16 protein-coding genes are annotated in these 20,693 nt (G+C 71.2%); 3 read left to right on the forward strand and 13 right to left on the reverse strand.

Annotated elements, in window-relative coordinates; translation table 11 throughout:
• Nucleotides 1–61 precede the first annotated feature (61 nt).
• From IE140_RS36220 to IE140_RS27270, 8 genes are all read right to left on the reverse strand, one after another.
• The gene (locus tag IE140_RS36220; RefSeq protein ID WP_229826914.1) at nt 62–790 is read right to left on the reverse strand and encodes a restriction endonuclease subunit S; all 729 of its coding nucleotides are present in this window, start codon (nt 788–790) and stop codon (nt 62–64) included.
• A 511-nt stretch (nt 791–1,301) separates the two neighbouring features.
• Nucleotides 1,302–3,959, reverse strand: a complete 2,658-nt coding sequence (locus IE140_RS27240; RefSeq protein ID WP_150197676.1) for a type I restriction-modification system subunit M — start codon at nt 3,957–3,959, stop codon at nt 1,302–1,304.
• A 90-nt stretch (nt 3,960–4,049) separates the two neighbouring features.
• Complete coding sequence (locus tag IE140_RS27245) at nt 4,050–4,664, reverse strand: RloB family protein (protein WP_229826915.1); 615 nt, start codon at nt 4,662–4,664, stop codon at nt 4,050–4,052.
• A gap of 68 nt (nt 4,665–4,732) precedes the next feature.
• A complete protein-coding gene (locus IE140_RS27250) occupies nt 4,733–5,995 on the reverse strand; it encodes an AAA family ATPase (RefSeq protein ID WP_150197678.1) in 1,263 nt (420 codons plus the stop codon).
• A gap of 655 nt (nt 5,996–6,650) precedes the next feature.
• Entirely contained in the window at nt 6,651–7,409 is a 759-nt protein-coding gene (locus IE140_RS27255) for an ABC transporter permease subunit (RefSeq protein ID WP_150197679.1), read from the reverse strand.
• Nucleotides 7,406–8,365: an ABC transporter ATP-binding protein gene (locus tag IE140_RS27260; RefSeq protein ID WP_109178556.1), complete on the reverse strand. Its 960-nt coding sequence runs from the start codon at nt 8,363–8,365 to the stop codon at nt 7,406–7,408. The genes IE140_RS27255 and IE140_RS27260 overlap by 4 nt, the downstream gene beginning before the upstream one ends.
• An 82-nt stretch (nt 8,366–8,447) precedes the next feature.
• Entirely contained in the window at nt 8,448–9,116 is a 669-nt protein-coding gene (locus IE140_RS27265) for a response regulator (protein ID WP_093439373.1), read from the reverse strand.
• A 66-nt stretch (nt 9,117–9,182) separates the two neighbouring features.
• Nucleotides 9,183–10,376, reverse strand: a complete 1,194-nt coding sequence (locus tag IE140_RS27270) for a sensor histidine kinase (RefSeq protein ID WP_150197680.1) — start codon at nt 10,374–10,376, stop codon at nt 9,183–9,185.
• A gap of 352 nt (nt 10,377–10,728) precedes the next feature.
• Between IE140_RS27270 and IE140_RS27275 the strand changes: the two genes are divergently transcribed.
• Complete coding sequence (locus IE140_RS27275) at nt 10,729–11,604, forward strand: peptidoglycan-binding protein (RefSeq protein ID WP_010070770.1); 876 nt, start codon at nt 10,729–10,731, stop codon at nt 11,602–11,604.
• A 72-nt stretch (nt 11,605–11,676) separates the two neighbouring features.
• Here the strand turns inward: IE140_RS27275 and IE140_RS27280 are convergent, their stop codons facing one another.
• The gene (locus tag IE140_RS27280; RefSeq protein WP_150195561.1) at nt 11,677–13,149 is read right to left on the reverse strand and encodes an FG-GAP and VCBS repeat-containing protein; all 1,473 of its coding nucleotides are present in this window, start codon (nt 13,147–13,149) and stop codon (nt 11,677–11,679) included.
• A 275-nt stretch (nt 13,150–13,424) separates the two neighbouring features.
• Here IE140_RS27280 and IE140_RS27285 point away from each other — a divergent pair, with 275 nt between their 5' ends.
• Nucleotides 13,425–14,027, forward strand: a complete 603-nt coding sequence (locus tag IE140_RS27285; protein WP_189460786.1) for a GNAT family N-acetyltransferase — start codon at nt 13,425–13,427, stop codon at nt 14,025–14,027.
• A gap of 25 nt (nt 14,028–14,052) precedes the next feature.
• On the opposite strand, the gene IE140_RS27290 is transcribed toward IE140_RS27285, so the two are convergent.
• The 4 genes from IE140_RS27290 to IE140_RS27305 form a co-directional block, all read right to left on the reverse strand.
• Nucleotides 14,053–14,508 carry an anthrone oxygenase family protein gene (locus IE140_RS27290; protein WP_229826916.1) on the reverse strand — a complete coding sequence of 152 codons (456 nt, stop codon included), beginning with the start codon at nt 14,506–14,508 and terminating at the stop codon, nt 14,053–14,055.
• 232 nt (nt 14,509–14,740) lie between these two features.
• Complete coding sequence (locus IE140_RS27295) at nt 14,741–16,312, reverse strand: vWA domain-containing protein (RefSeq protein WP_150197841.1); 1,572 nt, start codon at nt 16,310–16,312, stop codon at nt 14,741–14,743.
• Between the two features lie 186 nt (nt 16,313–16,498).
• Entirely contained in the window at nt 16,499–17,410 is a 912-nt protein-coding gene (locus IE140_RS27300) for an ABC transporter permease (protein WP_189460789.1), read from the reverse strand.
• Complete coding sequence (locus IE140_RS27305) at nt 17,407–20,061, reverse strand: alpha/beta fold hydrolase (RefSeq protein WP_189460791.1); 2,655 nt, start codon at nt 20,059–20,061, stop codon at nt 17,407–17,409. Before IE140_RS27305 ends, IE140_RS27300 begins: the two co-directional genes overlap by 4 nt.
• Nucleotides 20,062–20,194: 133 nt before the next feature.
• Here IE140_RS27305 and IE140_RS27310 point away from each other — a divergent pair, with 133 nt between their 5' ends.
• Nucleotides 20,195–20,629, forward strand: coding sequence for a GNAT family N-acetyltransferase (locus IE140_RS27310; RefSeq protein WP_150197835.1), 435 nt, complete (start codon nt 20,195–20,197; stop codon nt 20,627–20,629).
• Nucleotides 20,630–20,693: the final 64 nt, after the last annotated feature.

A 20,693-nucleotide genomic window follows, 5' to 3' on the forward strand; every position in this document is an offset into this window, starting at 1 on the left:
GTCCGACACCTCCCCCGCCCACCCTTCCCACCCCCGCCCCCGGCGGGGGCCCCTCTACTCCTCAGCCACCGGCCACCGCAACGGCAACCCGCCCGGACAGCAAGTCGTCCACGAGTCCCACTTTCAGCTCGCGCAACTTCGCAAGCTCGCCTTCCTCTTGGGCGATCCGTTCATCACACGAGCCGACCAGTTCGACCGTCCGGCGCTGCCCTTCCAGAGGGGGACAAGGAATAGGCATGGCCTTGAGCTGAGATGAGTTGATCGAGGCCAAATTCGTCGTCTGCTTGACAACTCTTAGAAAGTAGCGGCGGCCAGCCGCTGATGACATATACAGGTTGAGGAAGTGGGGGTCCAAGAATTTCTTGTCACAGCGGACACGGAAGACGTGGTTCTGATTCAAGCAAGGGTCGATCCGCCCATCCCAAACAGCACCCCGTCCTACTTTGTCAAAATCCCCCCCTTCCGTAACCAAGACGTCATCGCGCCTTAGCCGAAAACGCTCCATGTCGCCCGGCGTAACGCGCACCGATTTCATTTCGAGCGTCGAGACAAAACCGTCCTGAACGTTCGCCACACGCAGATATGGAACTTCCAGCAGGGTGCCACCGGAGGAGACGCCGCCGAGAGTGAGGCCACCACCAACGTCAGCAAGCGAATCTAGCGTACGCATACGCGATGTCGGCGACCCACCTTCCGCGTACGCCCGCGAGAATTGCTCGGAGATAATACCTTGCCGCACGCTTCGCAGCTTGGCAATCGACGCCGCGATGCCGCGTTCCGCGTCTGACAAGGAATCAAGAAGAGCAATAATCCTACGCTGGACCCCCCACGATGGGACTGGGATCTTGGTAAGTGCTAGCTGGTGTCGAGATAGCTCGATCTGATTCGTCGAACCCGCGAAGCAATGTGATTCCAGTCGCCTCTGCCCCCAAGGGGACCTAATCATCAAATTGATCCACTCCGGATCAATTCCTTCGCGTGGCCTGGCGATCGTGATGTGCGAGTCGACAATGAAATGCCCGTCCGCTCGAAAGACGCAGCTTCGGCCGATAGTTCCCGAGCCGGTGGAGTTCACAAGAACATCACCCGCTTCCGCAATAAGCGAGCCCTCGAGTAGCTTCGAATCATGGGGCCTCGCCTTATCAGCGTGAAACCCCGAATCTTGCACGCATCGCTGCCCAATTGCCCGCACTGAGCTTGCTGACACATACGAGGGAGCTGTACCTCGTCGTAGAACTTTGCAAATATCGGCAAGGGCCATTTCTGGCCAGTTCTGAAGGTTGGGGATACCCAACGAAGAATCACTCATATCCCAGCTCCTTCAGGAACCCGTCCAGTTTCGCCGTCGCCCGCTCGCGATCCGCGCGAATCTCAGCCAGCGAGACCGCGTACTTGTGTTCCCACGTCTCGTAGGACGTCGCCAACTCCCGCTGCCAGCGGGCCACATGGTCGTTCAGCTTCGATGCGAGGTCGTCGCGGAGGAGAGCGAGCACGACTCGGCGCTCCGCGGCCGGGTCCAGCGCCGCGCGGGCGCGGAACAGCCGGGGCGGCTCCTCGCCCAGGGTGGGCGGGTCACTCGGGTAGGGGAACCAGAAGTCCGTTTCCAGGCGCTTGACCACCGCGCCCGCCTTCGCACGGTCCTTCTTCACGACGGCGATCTCCGCCAAAAGTGCCGCCAACACCTCCACTGAGAGGGTGACTTCCTCGACGTCGACGTCGGACTCCTCGCCGCCGTCAGCGTCGGCATCGGCGTTGGCCTCCGAACCCGCCGAGCCACCCCCTGCCACCGGCTCCTTCGGCAACCGTCCGTTGAGTTCCTTCCACTTCGCGTCGAGTTCCGCCTTGCGCGCGTCCGCTTCCTTCAGCTCCGTCAGGAAGTCGGGGGCGATCGCGGCGACAAGCTTGTGGTCGTATGCCTGACGCCGCTCCGCGGCGGTTCGCTTGCGCAACTTCTGGGTGCGCGGGTCCTGCTCGGGGGCGAGCAGGGTCTCGACGTTCTCCACCCAGCCGTCGATCACGCCCGCGAACCCGTTCTCCGACAGGGCGAGCAGGTCGTACTTGGCCTCGTGCCACCACCCGGCGACCGTGCCCGCGAGCGCGTACCGGTCGAGGAGACCGACCTGGGTGAGCCGGTCGACGAAGGAGCCCATCAGCGAGCCGCGCAACCTCATCAGCGCGGCCTTGCGCTCGGAGGCGGTGGACTCGGCGAGCAGCTCCGGTGTCGCGGCCACCGCTTCCAGGTGCTTCGCCTCCGCCGCCCACCACTCGGCGAACGCGGCCCGCAGCTCCTCTTCGCGCGGCCGGGCGAGCGCGCCCAGGTCAGGGCGGGCGTCGGCGGGCCGGAAGTCCAGGTAGTCGGTGTCGGCGGGCGACCGCTCTGCGAACAGGTCGTCCGCCCCGATCCCGTACGCGCCGAGCAGCTCGCCCTTCGCCTCGATCTCCGCGCGCGGCACCCCGCCGACCAGGTGCGCCCTGACGTCCTGCGGCTCGGGTGGCGGCGTGTTGTCCACGTAGCGGCGGATGTTGAGGTTGTCGTCGTTCTCCGCGAGCTCCTCGCGGGTCACGACGCGCGAGAAGCCGGGCACCTCTGCGAACGTCCGGAACGTGGTCGTGATCTTCTCGGCGTGCTCGGGCAGCAGCACGTTCTGCGCCCGCTCGGCGTGGAACTCGCGGTCCGCGTTGATGAACAGGACCTTCCCCGCGCGCTCCGGCTCCCTCTCCGACCGGTCCCGGTCCTTGCAGCCCGGCGGGCGCAGCACCAGGATGCAGGCCGGGATGCCAGTGCCGTAGAAGAGGTTCGGAGCGAGGCCGATGACCGCCTCCACGGCGTCCTCGTCGAGCAGCTTCGTACGGATCTGCTGCTCGCCGCCGCCCCGGAACAGCACCCCGTGGGGCATGACGGTGATGACCATGCCGCCGCGCCCCTCCTTCTTGGTCTCCCAGAGCATGTGCTGGAGGAACATCAGGTCGGCCTTGCCGCGCTCGCTGGTCAGGCCGTAGTAGGTCCGCTCGGTCCTGTGCGCCAGGTCCGTGGCCGTGTAGTCCATCGAGAACGGCGGGTTGCTGAGCACGCCGTCGAAGCGGTCCGCGTCCGAGGTCGGGACGTGGGTCGGCCTGGCCAGCGTGTCGCCGGTCGTCAGGTCGAAGCGGCGCACGCCGTGCAGGACCATGTTCATCGTGGACATGATCCAGGAGCCGCTGTTGGCGTCCTGGCCGGCGAAGAACATGTCGGAGGTGTCCCCGCCGTGCTCCTCCACGTACTCCGCGGCGTGGATGAGCATGCCTCCCGAGCCCACGCACGGGTCGTAGATCCGCATGCCCTGGGTGGGGGCGAGAAGTTCGACCATCATGCGCACCACCGCGCGCGGGGTGTAGAACTCGCCGCCCTTGCGGCCGGCCGAGTCAGCGAACTCCTTGATCAGGTACTCGTAGGCTGCGCCGATCAGGTCGGGAAACTCGAAGTCGTCCGTGCGCAGCCGGACCCGGCCAAAGTGCGCGATGAGGAGTTCCAGGCGCTTGTCGGCCAGCGTGGCCGTGCCCGCGGCCGCGCCGGAGCCGCCGATGCGGTTGAAGTCCAGATGGTCGAAGAGACCCGTGAGCTTCTCGTTCTGCCCTTCGAGAAGTTGAAGGGCAGGGCGCAGCACACTCTCGTTGATGTTGCGCGTGACGCCCGAGATCTCGTGCCACCTGGCCTTCTCGGGGACGAACAGCACGTCGCGTTCGCGGTACGGGGCCTCTTGCTCCAGAAAGGCGTCGAGTTCTTCGCCGTCGAAGCCCCAGTCCCTTTTCGCCTGCTCCTTGATCCGCTCCCGGGCCGCCTCGAACTCGTCATTGGCGCGCTTCAGGAAGAGCAGCCCGAAAATGTAGTCCTTGTACTCGGAGGCGTCCATCGTCCCCCGGAGGATGTCGGCTGCGGCGAACAGGTGCCGCTCCAACTGGGCGAGCGTGAGCTTGGCCACGTATGACTCCCTACGACCTGAGATGACGGTCCGACCTTATGGCCGTCTGGCCCCATCCCGAAATCAGCGGCGGCCGGTCTGCAGGGGACGTCAGTAGGAGACGATGCCGAGTGCGTCCTCGACGAAGGTATGCATGTCCGTGTACGGGTCGCGGTCGAACCTGGGCACATGGTCACCGTGCTGGTCGTTCATGCGTCGGGCGTTGTCCCGGGCCTGTGTAAACCTGCCGAGGACCTGGCCGGGAAGGACGAGCTTCGGATTGGCAGCGTCCTCACTGCCACGCTGGAAGGGCAGCCGGTCGGCCGCGAGATCGCACACCCCCTCGAACGAACCGGTGACCGCTTTGTAGTGGGCAAGCCGCCACACCTCGAAGCACGGATGCGAGAAGGCGACATGGACACCGGCCTCCTTGGCCAGTTTCATCGCCTCGGGGACACGCGGGTGGTTGTCGTGGTCGAAGAGACACCAGACCTGCGGCTGGGCGGCGGCGCCCTTCAGCTTCGCGCGCTTGGCTTCGCGGATCTTCTCGCGCAGGAAGTCCGCCGCCATCTCGACGAGGTCGATCGGCTTGCGGTCGCTCTTCTTCTTTCGGTTGGCGATGCGCAGCTCGACCTTGGCGGCAGGGTTCTTCAGTACCCCCACCTCGGTGATGATGTCGAGGTACGAGGGCTCGGTCACCTCGCCCTCGGTGAAGACGAAGACCACCCGTCTCCGCTGTCCCGCCCCCCTCGAGGACCGTCCCAACGCGTCGTTTCCCCGCTGCGGCCTCGCCATCAGCTCTGTCCCGCCCCTTCGTACGCCCCGGTCTCCCGCGCCGTCGCCAACCGCCGCGCGATCTGCCCCTCGAGCAGGGACGGAACGCCGCCGAATGCTCCCGCGAGGTAGGACTGGGTGAGGTCCTCCGCCTCGCCCGGTTCCGCGTCCGTCAGCGGGTAGAGCTCGGTCGCCCCGTCCTTGTCCTTCTGCGTCAGCCACACCTGCCCGGGCTCCAGCAGCCGCCCCCCGCTGGGGGTGGTCAGCATCGTCGCGTCGTGGGAGGTAAAGACGAGCTGCGCACCCCTGGGATTCGCGAGGGGGTCGTGGAAGAGCCGCACAACCTCGGCAGCGAACCGGGAGTGCAGGCTGGCGTCGAGCTCGTCGATGAGCAGCACCGCGCCCTCGTCAAGGGCCAGCAGCAGCGGGCCCAGAAGGGCGAACCAGGAGCGGGTGCCGTAGGACTCCTCCGACCAGTCGAAGGCTACGTCCCCGCCCGCCGACCGGTGGGTCAGTTTCACCGAGCTCTTCCCCGGGTCCTCCTGCACGACAGAGGCCCCTGTGATGCCGAGATCCGCGACCCTGAGCAGTTCCCGGATCCGCTGGGCGCGGTCCCCGGCGAGCTCCCGGGTGGTGAACGCCTCGCGCTGAGGGCGTTCGGCCTCCGGGTCGATCGACCACAGATTGCGCCGGAACCAGTGGAAAAGCGGGGAGAGCTGCGGATGGTTGTCCGTGCCGGCCGTGGAGAGCAGCAGGGCGTTCGGCCGGGTGCGGCGCACGAGTTGGGATCGGTCGCGGACTCGGCCGCCCGGCCACCTGTAGACCTCGGTCCGGGACGCGTCGCGGTCCAGCCACTCCTGGCGGCGGCCGCGCGGGTAGCTGTGCAGCCACTCGGACTCGACCCGGTCGGCGCCGAGCTCGAAGCCGTACGTCCAGCGGATGGAGTCGATGACGATGTCAACCTCGAAGAAGGACGGTTCATCCTCGCTCTTCGGGTTCAGCGCGAAGACGTGGCGGGGGACGCCCTCGTAGGATGCCCAGCGAGCGTAGGAGTTGAGCACCGCGTGCCGCATGTCGCCGAGGGCGCTGAGCACGTTCGACTTGCCGGAAGCGTTCGCTCCGAAGACGGCGAGGAGCGGGAAGACTGCCACGGTTCCGCCGCCCGCCAGCTCCACCGGGTTCGCCGACCCGTCGCCCCCGCTCTCGCCCTCGGGCGCGATGAAGGACAGTTCTTGCTCGTCACGCAGGGACCGCACGTTCGCCACGCGGAATCTCAGCAGCACACCGTCCTCCTCTCCGCATTCAGCCTAGTCGTGGCCTCTGACATCGGCCCGGCGGGTGGCACCTGGCCTGCGGTGCCGCCCCCGCGGACCGGAACATACCGTCCGGGACGGCCCAGCGGGAGGGTTTGGGGGATCTTGGTCCAGGTGCGCTCAGAGGCGGGTCGGGGCGAAGAGCTTCAGGGCAGCTGGGAGGACGACGACGGAGGAGCCGGGGTGGCGAGGGACTACGCGGGGTCAGCCTGGGGGTAGCGGGGGACGACAGTGTGGCCGGGATACCGAAAGACTCGGCGAGAGCGGTGAAGTAGGGGCGGGCGAGCTCGGTGTGGGTGGTGACGCCGACCGCGTCGGTCATGTACTCGCGCAGAACCCCGTAGCCGCCGTCGTTGACCCACCGGTCCCCCGTACGGTCGAATCCCACATGCGTCCCACAAAACGCCTGATCACCTGTCAGCTAAGGGCTAAGTTGCAGGTCAAACGGGGTCTGAGCTATATGCAATGGGTGCCTTCTAAGCGCTTGGCCGCAGGTTCGAGTCCTGCCGGGGGCGCACCGACCGCACGACCGTGAGGCCCTCCGCGCAGGAGGGCCTTTCGTCGGTCAGGGGGACGTTAACGGGCGCGGCGTCATGGCGGCGTAAGCGACCGGGCCCCGGCCCCTCTACACATCCCGCCTCCGGAGCAGCACCAGCGCCCCGAGCATCAGCACCGTCGTGTACGCGGCCACCAGGAGCAGGGAGGGCCAGGGGCCGAGGCTGCCCACCGCGTCGGCGGCGGCGTCCGAGGTCTGGGTGAGCTTCTCCAGGGCGGCCGTCGGCGAGAGGCCGGCGATCCAGCGTTCCGCGTCGCCGAACAGGGGGCCGAACAGGGACGGCAGGAGCAGCAGGCCGATCACCGTGGTGACCGCCCCGGCGGAGTGGCGTACGAGGGTGCCGACGGCGAGGCCCAGCACGGCGGCGACCGCGAAGGACGCGGCGATCCCGAACAGGGCGGGCAGCGGCTCGCCCTGGGCGTACCGGCCCTCGGGCAGCAGGGCGTCCCCGACGAGGTAGGCGAGCGTGCAGGAGGCCAGGGCGAGGACGTACATCACGCCCGCCACCAGCGCTGCCTTGGCGGCGAGGACCGTGGCGCGGCGGGGGCGGGCCGCGAACGTCGTCCGGACGGTGCCGCTGCTGTACTCCCCCGTCACCACCAGCGCGCCCACCACCGCCGCCAGCATCTGGGCGACGACGGAGAGCGTGAGGCTGCCGCCCAGGACCGTGTCGTCGGACTGGAGGCTTCCGGTCGTGGCGACGAACACCGCGCCCAGGACGGGGAGTACAGCGGTCGCCACCGTCGTCCACACCGTGGAGCGCACGCTGCGGAACTTGATCCACTCGTAGGCCAGGGCCTGGGCCCCGGGAGCGGCTGTCGTCGTCATCGGACTGTCTCCTTCCGGCTGGGTGCGGCGGGGCGGTCATCGGTGGACCGGTCATCGGCGCGGTACTCCGCCGAGGACTGCGAGAGCGCCGTGTAGACCTCCTCCAAGGAGGAGTGCGCGGGGGTGAGTTCGTGGACGGCGACCCCGTGGTCGCGGGCCAGGTCGCCGATGGCGGCGGCGTCCGGTCCTTCGACCCGCCAGCCGCCCGTGGGCTCCAGGCGGACCTGCGCTCCAGCGGTCTCCAGCAGGGCCCGGAGCTTCTCCGGTTCGGGGGACCGTACGAGCGTGTGCGCGCGGGAGTTGGTCTCGATGAAGTCGCGCATGGCCGTGTCCGCGAGGAGCCGGCCCTGTCCGATCACGACGATGTGGTCGGCCGTCAGCTCCATCTCGCTCATGAGGTGGCTGGAGAGGAAGACCGTGCGGCCCTCTGCCGCCAGCGACCGCATCAGTCCCCGGATCCAGCGGATGCCCTCGGTGTCGAGGCCGTTGACCGGTTCGTCGAGGATCAGCACCTCCGGGTCGCCGATCAGCGCCGCCGCGATCCCGAGCCGCTGGCCCATGCCGAGCGAGAAGCCCTTGGTGCGCCGGCGGGCCGTCTCCTCGGGCAGCCCGACCAGGTCGAGGACCTCCCCGACGCGGCGGCGCGGGATGCCGTTGCTCGCAGCGAGTCCGGCCAGGTGGTGGTAGGCGGAGCGGCCGCCGTGGACGCCCTTGGCGTCCAGCAGCGAGCCGACCGCCCGCAGCGGGACGGGCAGGTCCGCGTAGGCCTTGCCGCCCACGGTGACTCGTCCCGCGCTCGCGGAGTCCAGGCCGAGGATCAGGCGCATGGTGGTCGATTTGCCGGCGCCGTTCGGGCCGAGGAAGCCGGTCACCCGGCCGGGCCGGACGGTGAACGACAGCCGGTCCACGGCGGTCCGGTCGCCGTAGCGTTTGGTGAGTTCCGTTGCTTCGATCATGCGGCCGACGCTACGAGCGGGCCCCCGATCGCGAATCCTCCGGCGGGAGCCGGTCCCTACTCCCGCCGGAGTAGGGACCGCTTCAGCCTTCGCCTGCTCTCACCAGGCCCGTTTCGTACGCCATCACGACCAGCTGCGCCCGGTCGCGGGCGCCCAGCTTCGTCATGGTCCGGCTGACATGGGTCTTCGCGGTCAGCGGGCTCATGATCAGCGCCCTGCCGATCTCCTCGTTGGACAGTCCGGCGGCGACGAGCGCCATCACCTCGCGCTCCCGGCCGGTCAGCACGGCGAGCCGTTCGGCGCCCGCCGCCTCGGGGGCCTTCAGCCGGGCGAACTCCTCGATCACCCGGCGGGTGACGGCGGGGGCGAGCAGGCTCCGGCCCGCCGCGACCGTGCGGATCGCGGAGCGCAGGTCGTCCGGTTCGATGTCCTTCAGCAGAAAGCCCGCGGCGCCGTGGCGCAGGGCCTCGAAGACGTACGCGTCGACCTGGTACGTGGTGAGCATGACCACCCGGACCTGGTCGAGCGAGCGGTCCTCGGCGATCCGGCGGGTGGCCTCCAGGCCGTCGACGCCGGGCATCCGGATGTCCATCAGGACGACGTCGGGGCGGGTCGTCCGGACCGCCTCGACGGCCCGGGCGCCGTCGGCCGCCTCCGCGACGACGACCAGGTCGTCGGTGAGGTCGAGGAGGGCGCGGAATCCGGCCCGTACGACGGTCTGGTCGTCGGCGAGGACCACACGGACGGTCATGGCCCGCTCCTTCCGTCGGTCATCGGGCCGCTTCCTCCGTCGGTCATGGGGACGCTCCTCCGTCGGTCATCTGGACGCTCCTTCCGTCGGTGGTTCGGCTTCCGCCGGCAGTTCGGCGCGGACGCGGAATCCGCCGCCCGGCACCGGGCCGTGACGGACGTCGCCGCCCACCGCTGCCGCCCGCTCCCGCATGCCGATCAGGCCGAAACCCCGCTCGGAGTCCGGGGCCGCGGGCTGCCCCGCCGGTGGGCCCTCGTCGACCACCTCGACGGTCAGCCGGCCGTCGTCGCAGGTCACCGACACGGCGGCGTGCCGCGCCGCCGAGTGCTTCACCACGTTGGTCAGCGCCTCCTGCACGATCCGGTACGCCGTGGCCTCCACGACCGCCGGAAGCGCGGCGTCCCCGGTGTCCCGCCGCAGGCTGACCCGTACGCCGCCCGCCTCGACCCCCGCGACCAGTTCGTCCAGCTGGTCGAGGCGGGGTGCCGGGGCCGTGGACTCCGCCGCGCGCAGCACGGACAGCGTGGCGCGCAGTTCCCGTACGGCCTCCTTGCCCGAGGCGCGCACCTGGGTCATCGCCTGCCGCGACACCTCCGGCGCGGCGTCCAGCGCGTCGAGCGCCACTCCGGCCTGCACGGTCATCGCGCTCACCGTGTGGGCGAGGATGTCGTGGATCTCCCGGGCGACCCGCACCCGCTCCTGGCGGACCCGGCGGGAGGCCTCCCGTTCGCGGTCCTCCTCGGCCCGGGCCGCGCGTGCCGCGTACTCCGCGAGCAGCTCCCGGCGGGTCCGCACGACCTCGCCCAGGAGCAGCGGGACGAGCGGCCAGACCATCTCCAGGACAGGGAGCCCCTGCGGGTTGACGACATCCCGGCCGACCTTCAGCGCCACCAGGCCGGAGACCGTCGCGGCGATCGCCCCGGTCCACAGGGTGCGCCGGCGGTGCCCCAGCACCGCGACCGTGTACAGCGCCACGATCACCGGGAGGTTCAGCAGCTCGCCGATGTGCCCGTGCAGCGCCCACCCGGCGCAGGCCGCCCCGGTCACGCAGACCACCGGGACGGGCCAACGGCGGCGGAAGGCGAGCGCCGTCAGCGAGACCACGAGCAGGGCCCAGGTCAGCGCGTCGGCCTGCCGGTAGCCGGGCTCGTTGACGGCCGCGTCGGCGGTGGTGAACGCCCCCACCACCGCCACCACCAGCAGATCCGCGACGATCGGCGGCAGCGCCCGCACCCGGGCGGCCAGGCGGTCCAAGGTCATCACCCCCTCACGGTAGGAGGCACGGCGTCCGGCCGCATACGACAGCGGGAGTAGGGCGATGCGCCCGATGCCCGCGACCTTCGGGCAGGAGTTCGGACATACCCGGACGGGAGTTCGGGGCGCGGTGAAACCTTCCGCCCGGCGGGACGTTCGTGAGGGCGTGGGAGCGGGCAAATCGATCAGGTGGGCTCCGAAAGGCTCGGAATCCCCTCCCCGCGGGACCGGCCCCCCGCCCCACCCGTCACCCGGCGGGCATCCGCGGCTCCCTGCCGCCGTCCGTCCACCCCGGTCCCGCCGCCCGCACACCGAAGCGCCTGCGTGAACAACGCACGATCAGGGAAAGGAGCGCCGTATGGCGACGCCGCTGTCCGCCGACAAGCTGCTCAAAGCCCTCCGCGACGAAGGCCTCCACGTCGTCGAGCACCGGAGCTGGCGTACCAACAACCGGAACCACAAGGGTCCCTGGGGTCCGACGCACGGGGTGATGATCCATCACACCGTCACCTCGGGCACCGCGTCCTCCGTCGAGCTCTGCTACAACGGCCACTCCGCCCTGCCGGGACCGCTCTGCCACGGTGTCATCGCCAAGGACGGGACCGTCCACCTCGTGGGGAACGGACGGGCGAACCACGCCGGGCTCGGCGACGACGACGTCCTGCGCGCCGTCATCGCGGAGAAGGCGCTGCCCCCGGACAACGAGGCCAACACCGACGGCAACCGGCATTTCTACGGCTTCGAGTGCGTCAACCTCGGCGACGGGAAGGACCCCTGGCCGGCGGCCCAGTTGCTGGCGATCGAGCGGGCCGCCGCCGCCGTCTGCCGCGCGCACGGCTGGTCGCAGCGCTCCGTGATCGGGCACCTGGAGTGGCAGCCGGGCAAGGTCGACCCGCGCGGCTTCACGATGAACTCGATGCGTACGCGGATCGGCAAGCGGCTGGGCGGCGCCCCGGACGGGCCCTCCAAGCCGCCGCCGAAGCCGACGTACGAGCCGTTCCCGGGGGCCGCGTTCTTCAAGGTCGGCCGGAACAGCGCGATCGTCACGGCGATGGGCAAGCGGCTGGTGGCCGAGGGCTGTGGGCGGTACACGGTGGGTCCGGGTCCCGCCTGGTCCGAGGCCGACCGGAAGTCGTACGCCGCCTGGCAGCGCAAGCTGGGCTACACGGGCGGGGACGCGGACGGCATTCCCGGGAAGAGCAGTTGGGACCGGCTCAAGGTGCCCAACGTGTGACACCCGGGAGGGCGGCCCGGCTCGCGCCCTCCGGAATCCCCCGCGGAGCGCGAGCCGGGCCGCCGTTCGAGGTCAGCGGTTGAAACTGCTGCCCAGGCCCGCCTTCGTGGCGACCGTGCCGAGCGTCCCGTGCCCGAAGCTGAACGAGCCCTTGGCCGCCAGGCCGGAGGCGGTGGCCGGGAACACCCACAGGGAGCCCTCGCCCGCGTTCTCGCCCGGCGCGCCCACGGCGAGCTCGGTGCGGCCGTCGCCGTTCAGGTCGCGCAGGGACACCGCCCCGCCGAACCGGTCGTCCTTCTCCACGGCCCCCACGACATCCGGGGTGCCCTGGTTGAAGCCGTAACCGCCCTGGCCCGTGGGGCCGGTGGCAGTGCCGGGGAGGACGACCGTGCCGCCCGCGTTCGCGACCGTGCCCTGGTCCTCGCCGGGAACGCCCACCGCGATCTCGCCGTAGCCGTCGCCGTTCGTGTCCCCGATGGCCACGGACGCACCGAAGTTGTCGCCGTGTTCGGCGGCGCCGGGGACGCCGCGCGAGTCCTGGTTGAGGACGACGGCCTGGGTCCCCTGTGGTCCGGTCGCGCTGCCCGGTACGTAGGTGAGCATGCCGCCCTTGGCGAGCGGCAGGTCCAGATCGCTGTCGTACCCGTCGATGGCGCGCCCGACGGCGAGGTCGGCGTACTTGTCGTTGTTCACGTTGCCGACGGCGAGGTGTTCGCCGCCCTCCAGGGAGTAGCCGTCCTTCCCCTTGACGCTGGTGAGCTCCGGGCCGAGCCCGGCCGGGGTCCCGAGGCCGATGTGGATGCGGCGGGCGTCGAACTCGTCGCCGTCGTTGACGAGGACGGCGAGGTCGTCGCGCCCGTCGCCGTTGACGTCGCCCGCCGCCAGATCGAGGTAGCGCTTGTCGTCGAGGTTCGGGATCTCGCCCGTGGCGGCCGCCGCGCCGTCCCGGGTGAACGGCCCGGTGAGCGTACGCAGGGTGGCGCCGCCCCGGACGACGAGGTCGGGTGCGCCGTCGCCGTTGAAGTCGCCGACGGTCAGGCCGCGCCCGAGGCCGTCGTACTCCTCGCCGGACAGCAGGACCGCCCCGCCGGCCAGGCCGCCGGGCCCGCCCCACAGGACGGTGGCGCCGCCGCCCGCGACGCCCCCCTCGCCGATCTTCTCGCCGGGCGATCCGACGATCAGGTCCGCGTAGCCGTCCCGGTCGAGGTCGGCGGAGGTGACGGTGGTGCCGAAGGCGTCGCCCGCCTCGGGCGTGCCGGGGACTCCCGCCGAGGCCTGGGTGAACACCCTCTTCGCGGAGTCCTCGACCCCGTTGCGGGAGCCGTAGGCCACACCGACGTAGCCGGCGCCCTTGAACCCCTTGACGGTCGCCCCGGGCGCGGCGAACGCCAGGTCCGGGTAGCCGTCGCCGTTGAAGTCGGCGCGGGGCCCGTGCGGGTCGGGCGCCGGGGCCGGGGCGGCCTGGGCGGTGGCGGGCAGGGCGATGACTGCGGTGGCGAGGGTGAGGGCCAGGACCACACCGGTACCGAGTGCTCGGGATGTCACAGGGACTCCTTCTGCTGGAACGTTCGCTGCGACGGTGACGGGCGGACAGTCAGCGGGAAAGCGCTGTCCGCCCGTCGCCGTGGCGTACTTGGCTGACACGGGATCGGAAGGAAGTCGAGTGGCCACTCGCACCCCTTCAGACGGGCTCACCCGGCGAAGGGTTGTGCCGCGTACGGCAGTTCGCGTCCGTGCCGCGCCCTAGGGTTTCCCCGCGGCACCGGTGACCTGCCGGTGTTCCGCCGGTGATCCGCGACTGAACTCCGAGGGACGGTGCGATGACGAGCGAGGTACGAACGGTGCGGGCCGGCGAGGTGATCCGGTACGCCGACGGCATCCGCGACGTGTACGCGAGCGCCTTCGCGGCCCCGCCCTGGAACGAGGATCCGGCGGAGGCCGACGTCTACGTGGAACGGCTCGCGCGGGACGCGCTCCGGCCCGGGTTCACGGCGGCGGTGGCGACGGCCGGAGGGACGGTAACCGGTTTCGCCACGGCGTGGATCACCCCGGAGGTCTTTCCGGCCGACCGGAGCTACGGGCAGGTCGCCGAGGCTCTCGGCCCCCTGCGTACGCGGGCGTGGCTCTGCGGGGCGCTGGAGGTGAACGAGTTGGCGGTCGCCCCGGAGGCGCACGGCGGCGGGCTCGGCGCGGCGCTGCTGGACGCGGTGACGGGGCCCGCCCCGGGCGGCCGTTGCTGGCTGCTGACGTCGGTGCGGGCCGAGGCGGCCCTGCGCCTGTACGAGCGGACCGGCTGGCGGCGGGTCGACGCGCCCGTGCCGGGGAAGGCCGCGCTCGTGGTGCTGCTCGGCCCCCGGCATCCGGGGCGGGACGAGGCGGGGGTCGGGGGCGAGGACGGGGATAGGGGCGGGGGCGCCCGGTAGCCCCGCCCATGCTCCACCCGGGGCCCTACAGTGCGACGACCAGCAGCACGAACGCCGCCAGCGAGAGCAGCGTGCGCACCCGGTGCAGCATGTTCCAGCGGGACTCGAACGCCGCGCGGGCCGCGCTGTCGTCGCCGCCCTCGGAGGCGGCGAGGGCGTTGTTGAGCGGGATGTTCCCGGCCACGGTGATCAGGTGACCGGCGACCGAACAGATCAGCGCCGCCAGGACGGCCGGCCCCGCCACCTCGTCGTGCTCGCCGAGGCCCGTGAAGAACGCGGCGGCGGGCAGCGCGACGACGCCGAGGAACAGGACCAGGAAGACCGGCCCGGGGACCTTCTCGTTGAACCGGCGCATGGCGGAGGCGAACTGCTCGTCCGTCAGGTCGGCGAGGCCGGGCATGATCCCGGTCAGGAAGGTCAGCATGAAGCCCGCGTAGAGGCCGGTGACGATCGTGGCGAGCACCAGGAGGAGGGAGGTCATGGCGGACATCATGGCCCGGAGGGACGGCTCGCAGGACGCCTTTTCGAGCGCCGGTGGGGCCCGACGCGCCCGCACCGGGAACGGACCCGGTGCGGGCGGGCCTGACGCGGGCGGCGTCGGTGCGGGCGGGCCTGGCACGGGCGGGTCTTGGCGCGCAAGCCCCGGCCCACGCCGGCCCCACGTCGGCCCCGCCCCCGCCCCGCCCGCCCCCCGCCCGCGCGGGCCGTCCGCCTCAGCCGATCTCGCCCTCGCTCGGGTCCGGCGCGTCGTCCGTTCCGGCTCCGCGGTTCAGGCGGTCCGCCTGGCCGATGGCCGTGGCCAGCTTCTCCACCGCGCTGTCCTCCGTCGACTCCGCCAGCCCCGATGCCCGGGAGGCGAGTTCGCCGAGGCCGGGTGCGCCCGGCAGGTCGCCCCCGCGCAGACGGTCGGCGAAGTAGGCGGCCACGGCCGCGACCTGGAGCCGGTCGTTCTCGCCGCCCCAGAGGGCCCCGCGGACCGACCCGGTCGTGACGGTTCCGGTCTCCTCCTGGGCCTTGCGGGTCTTGGGGTCGAGCCAGCGCACCGTCGCGCTGGCCACCGTGCCGGACGCGCCCTCGCGCAGCCGTACGGCGTACAGAGCGGTCACGGTGTGGCCGGGGCCGACCTCTCCGCCGTCGACGCTGTCGTTGCGGAAGTCCTCGTCGGCGACCTTGCGGTTCTCGTAGCCGATCAGCCGGAACTGCTTCACGGTCTTCCGGTCGAACGCCACCTGGGCCTTGGCGTCGCGGGCCCGGATCTCCAGGTGGGCGGGGAGCTGGTCGACGAAGACCTTGCGGGCCTGCGTCTCGTCACCGACGTACGTCGTGTTGCCGTCGCCCTTGTTGGTGAGCTGCTCCATGAACGCGTCGCCGTAGTCGCTGCCGACACCGACGCCGAAGAGCGTGATGCCGTACTCACGACGAGCGGAGTCGATCTTCTTCAGGATGCCTTCGGCCTCGGTCTCGCCGGTGTTGGCGAGGGCGTCGGAGAGGAGCACCACGCGGTTGGTGGCGCCTTCGCGGTGGCCCTCGACCGACTCCTCGTAGCCGAGTTCGATACCCGCCTCGACGTTGGTGGACTGCGCCGGATGCATCTCCGACACCACGTCCTTGATCCGGTTCCGGTTGTCCTTGACGCGGGTCATCGGCAGCCGGGTCTCGGCCTCGTCGCTGAAGGTGACCAGGGAGAGGGAGTCGTCGTCGCGCAGTTCGTCGGCGAGGATGGTCAGGGACTTCCGGACCAGGTCCAGGCGTCCGGTCTCGGCCATGGACCCCGAGATGTCGACGACGAACGTGAGCGCGGCGGGCGGCCGTTCGGAGGTGGGCGGCGCGGTCTTCGTGGCCAGGCCGACCCGCAGCAGCGACCAGTCGGAGGCTCCGGTCCCACCACCGCCGCCGATGCGCGCCCCATCGATGTTGACCGAGAAGCCGTTGCCCTTCGGCCGTTCGTACCCCTGGCGGAAGCTGTTGACGAACTCCTCGGGCCGTACGTCCTCTGCTGCGGGCAGCCTGCCGTCGCCGAGGGTGCGGCGCGCGTAGCCGTAGCTGGCGGTGTCCACGTCCAGGGCGAAGGTGGAACGGTAGTCGGGCTCGGCCTGCCCCTCCCGCACCCGGTCCGCCTCGCTCTCCCGGCTGCCCTGACCGGGCGCCGGCGCGTCGGGAGCGGGGTGACCGCCGCCGGACACCCCCGGGGCATCGCGCCCCGAGGCTTTCCGGTCGGCGGTGGCCCCGTCGCTTCCGCCGCCGCACGCGGTGAGCAGCATCCCGCCCGCCAGCAGGAGAGCCATCGCCCCGACCCGCTTCCCCGTGCCACCACGTCGAACCAGCTGATTCATGCGTAACCCCCCACGTCGTCACGGTGTCCTCGACACCTGTGAATGTGACGTACGGGGCCGCCGATCGGAGTCGACGAAAGCGTTGCGGAACCATCTCGATGCGGCAACAGCGGGCGGGAAACCGGCGGAACATCAGGTTCAGGAAACGATGTCCTTACGACTGAACCCGCGGAAGGCCAGCGCGAACAGGATCAGGGCATAGGTCACTGATACGGCCGTGCCCTTGATCATGCCGCCCCACTCCAACTGCGGCTGGAGCGCGTCGGCCCAGGCGAACTGCCAGTGCGCGGGCAGGAAGTCGCGCCAGGAGCCGAGCGCGGTCACCGCGTCGAGCACATTGCCGACGATGGTGAGGAAGACCGCTCCGCCGACCGCGCCGAGCGGCGCGTCCGTCTTGGTGGACAGCCAGAACGCCAGCCCCGCCGTGACCAGTTGGGAGACGAAGATGAACGCCACGACGATCGCCAGGCGCGGCACGGTGTCCCCGGCGGACAGGGCTCCCCCGGTCGGCAGTTTCAGGGGCCCCCACCCGTAGGCCGCCGTACCCGCCGCCAGCGCGACGACCGGCAGCAGCACCATCGCGGCGAGGCTGAAGCCCAGCGCGACGACGAGCTTGGACCAGAGGAGCCGGACGCGCGGCACCGGCGCGGCGAGCAGATAGCGCAGCGAGGACCAGCTCGCCTCGGAGGCCACGGTGTCCCCGCAGAACAGGGCCACCGGGATCACCAGCAGGAATCCGGCCGAGACGAACAGCGAAGTCGCCGCGAAGTTCGCGGCGGACTCGGTCGCCACGTCCATCAGGTTGATCCGGCTGCCGCCACCCCGCCCCCCGCCGCCGTCCTCGCCGTCCGGCGTGCCGCCGATGGCGAAGGCGATGATCAGGATGAACGGGAGGGCGGCGAGCACGCCGCCCATGAGCAGGGTGCGGCGGCGGCGCAGCTGCCGCATGGCCTCGACACGGAGCGGGAGCGTCCGCCCGGCGCGGTAGCCCGCGGCCTCCGGGTGCGCGGTCTCCACCCGGGCCCCGGGCGGCTGGACGGGGGCGCTCATGCTGCTCCTCCGGAGATCAGGGTGAGGAAGGCGTCCTCCAGGCGGCGGTGCGGTCCGACGCCGGTGACCGGGACGTCGAGCCGGACCAGGTCGGCGACGAGCCGCGAGGTGGTGGCCCCGTCCAGGCGGACGAGGAGCCCGCGCCCGTCGTCGGTGCGGACGGCGGAGCCGATGCCGGGCAGGGCGGCGACCTTCTCCGCGAGCGGTTCGGACACCTCGTCGGCCGTGGTCACCAGGATCATGTCGCCGGAACCGGTGATCTCGGCGACCGGACCGGCCTGGACGAGCCGGCCCCGGTCCATGACGACCAGGTGCGTGCAGGACTGCTCGACCTCCGAGAGGAGGTGGCTGGAGACGATGACGGTCCGGCCTCCGGCCGCGTACCGGATCATCACGTCCCGCATCTCGCGGATCTGCGGCGGGTCGAGCCCGTTGGTCGGCTCGTCGAGGATCAGCAGGTCCGGCATGCCGAGCATGGCCTGGGCGATGGCGAGCCGCTGCCGCATGCCCTGGGAGTACGTCCGTACGGCACGGGCGAGCGCGTCCCCGAGACCGGCGATCTCCAGGGCCTCGTCGATGTGGGCGTCCTCGGCGGGGCGGCCGGTGGCCTGCCAGTACAGGTCGAGGTTGGCACGCCCGGAGAGGTGCGGCAGGAAGCCCGCGCCCTCGACGAAGGCGCCCACCCGGGAGAGGACCGGCGCTCCCGGCCGGATGGCCTGCCCGAAGACGCGGATCTCGCCCTCGTCGGGGGTGATGAGCCCCATGAGCATGCGCAGCGTGGTCGTCTTGCCCGCGCCGTTGGGTCCCAGCAGCCCGAGCACCTGGCCCTTCTCGACGCGGAAGGACAGCTCGCGCACGGCGTACCGGTCGACGGACTTGGCGTACTTCTTCGAGAGCCCGGTGATCTGGAGCGGTACGTCGGTGAGTTCCGGGTCCGGGGCGGGTGTCGCGGTCCGCCGCCGGGCGGTGATCAGGAGCGCGGCCGCGATGACGAGCGCGGCGGCCGGGAGGCCCCAGGTCCACCACGGGAGGGCGGCCGCGGCAGTTGTCACGGCGGATGCGGTGGGGACGGTCAGCGGTCCGTCGAGGGTCACGTCGTACGTGGCCGGCTCGGCCGGGGAGGCGTAACCGAGGTCCGTCGCGGAGAACACGAGGCGCAGCCGGTGTCCGGCGTCGAACTCGTGGTCCACGGCGGGCAGGGCCAGCTCGATGGGCTTGCCCTGCTGGTCGGGGGTGATCCGGTAGGGGGCGACGAGCTGGTGGGGCAGGACCTGCTGCCTGCCGTCCGGCGACACGTCGTACACCTTGCCGAAGAGCACCGCGTCCCGGTCGCCGTCGGCCTTCACGTTCACCGTGACGGTGGGCGTGCCGGTGACGCGTACGGAGCTGTCCAGCGGGGCGGACTCGAACCTGCCGAACTGTCCCGGGAAGTCGAGCGAGAGCCCGACGCCGAGGGAGGAGAGCTGGGCGAGTGAGCCGCCGACGCCGGGCACGGCGGAGATGGCCGGCGGCACGGATCCGGCCGGGTTGCGGAAGGTCTTCGTCCCACCGCCGAGCGCGATGTCCCGGCCGCCGCTGCGCAGCCCCGGGTAGGTGTCGCTGCTCGCCCCGCGCAGGAGGGCGGCGCCGTCGGTGGAGTCGACGCCTCCGGTGCGGGTGACGCGGAAGGCGGGCCCGGTGGCGGTGCCGGTGTCCTCCTTGAGATACCGGTCGAACCAGTCCCCGACCCGTCCTTCGACGCGCCCGGTCTCGTTGTCGCCGCCGTCGTGCCCGCCGGAGATCCAGTCCACCGATACGGGTGCTCCGTTGGCGCTGATGGCCTTCTGCATGGCGTCGGCCTGGCCGAGCGGGAAGAGGGAGTCGGACTGTCCCTGGAGGAGGAGCGAGGGGACCTTGATGCGGTCGGCGACGGCGGACGGCGAACGCTCGGTGAGGAGTTCGACCGCCTCCGCGTCGGGCTTGCCGCTGACGGCGACGCGTTCGTACATCTCGCAGAGGCGCTGCTCGAACTTCTCGCAGCCGCCGCCGGTGGTGATGAAGATCCCGGCCCAGAGCTTCTTGAAGACCCCGTCGGGGAAGAGGGCGTCGGCGAGGTTCCAGTAGGTGATGACGGGGGCGATGGCGTCGACGCGCTCGTCGTGCCCGGCGGCGAGCAGGGAGACGGCCCCGCCGTAGGAGGCCCCGGTGAGACCGACCCGGGGGTCGCCCTTGCCGTCCAGCTCCACCTCGGGCCGGGTCGCCAGCCAGTCGATGAGCCGGGAGACGTCCCTGACCTCGTGGTCCGGGTCGTTGAGGGAGATCTTCCCCCCGGACTTCCCGAAGCCGCGCGCCGACCAGGTCAGCACGGCGTATCCGTCGGCGGCCAGCTTCTCGGCCTGGGCCCGGACGTCGTTCTTGCTGCCGCCGAACCCGTGCCCGATGAGCACGGCGGGCCGCTTACCGGAACCCTCGGCACGGAAGTACGAGGTGTCGATCGGCACCCCGTCCATGCGCAGGATCCGGTCCTCGCGCTGCACGGCGGGCGAGCCGTCGTCGGCGACGGCGGACCAGGTGCCGCCGCCCACGAGCACGGCGAGCGCGGCGCCGACCGCGGCCCACCGGCCAGGTGTACGGGGCAGCAGGCGCCGCCATCGAGCAGTAGGGGTCTCCATCCCTCGACCCTAAACGGAGGGCGCAAGCCGGTTGCGTGCCGCCAGGGTGAAGTGCGCGGCCTCCCTGAGAGGTACGGTGCGCCTCGCCCGTACTCCGGACGCGGTACGGAACTTCTGCCCCCGGGAGGCCATTGTGGACATTCGCCCCGCTACGACCGTCGCGGAACTCCTGGCCGTCGGCCATCTCTTCGACGCCCCGCCCCGCGAGGAGTGGGCGGCCCGCTTCCTCGCCGCGGAGGGCCATGTGCTGCTGATCGCGTACGTCGACGGCGTCCCGGCGGGCTTCGTCTCGGGCATCGAGATGCTGCACCCGGACAAGGGCACGGAGATGTGCCTGTACGAACTCGCCGTGGACGACCCGTTCCGGCGCCGGGGCATCGGCGGGGCCCTGACCCGGGCGCTGGTGGACCTCGCCCGGGAGCGGGGGTGCTACGACCTGTGGGTCGGCCTGGAGCCGGACAACGAGGCGGCGCTCGCCACGTACCGGTCGGCGGGGGCGGGTGACGACGGGCGGTTCGCGATGCTGGTGTGGGAGTTCGGGGGCGGCACGGAGGCGAGTCAACCCTGACCTTCGTCAGGGGCTGCTCCTGCCCTTCGGCCCCCGCGCCGGGCCGCCGCCCCTCCGTACGTTC

The organism is Streptomyces parvus (genome assembly GCF_014648875.1).
GTDB lineage: Bacteria > Actinomycetota > Actinomycetes > Streptomycetales > Streptomycetaceae > Streptomyces > Streptomyces parvus.

Bases quoted from the DNA above. Each gene is read 5' to 3' on its own strand.
- IE140_RS27255 (WP_150197679.1), bottom strand. From the start codon at position 7,409: ATGACGACGACAGCCGCTCCCGGGGCCCAGGCCCTGGCCTACGAGTGG.
- IE140_RS27260 (WP_109178556.1), bottom strand. From the start codon at position 8,365: ATGATCGAAGCAACGGAACTCACCAAACGCTACGGCGACCGGACCGCC.
- IE140_RS27265 (WP_093439373.1), bottom strand. From the start codon at position 9,116: ATGACCGTCCGTGTGGTCCTCGCCGACGACCAGACCGTCGTACGGGCC.
- IE140_RS27270 (WP_150197680.1), bottom strand. From the start codon at position 10,376: ATGACCTTGGACCGCCTGGCCGCCCGGGTGCGGGCGCTGCCGCCGATC.
- IE140_RS27275 (WP_010070770.1), top strand. From the start codon at position 10,729: ATGGCGACGCCGCTGTCCGCCGACAAGCTGCTCAAAGCCCTCCGCGAC.
- IE140_RS27285 (WP_189460786.1), top strand. From the start codon at position 13,425: ATGACGAGCGAGGTACGAACGGTGCGGGCCGGCGAGGTGATCCGGTAC.
- IE140_RS27290 (WP_229826916.1), bottom strand. From the start codon at position 14,508: ATGACCTCCCTCCTCCTGGTGCTCGCCACGATCGTCACCGGCCTCTAC.
- IE140_RS27295 (WP_150197841.1), bottom strand. From the start codon at position 16,312: ATGGCTCTCCTGCTGGCGGGCGGGATGCTGCTCACCGCGTGCGGCGGC.
- IE140_RS27300 (WP_189460789.1), bottom strand. From the start codon at position 17,410: ATGAGCGCCCCCGTCCAGCCGCCCGGGGCCCGGGTGGAGACCGCGCAC.
- IE140_RS27305 (WP_189460791.1), bottom strand. From the start codon at position 20,061: ATGGAGACCCCTACTGCTCGATGGCGGCGCCTGCTGCCCCGTACACCT.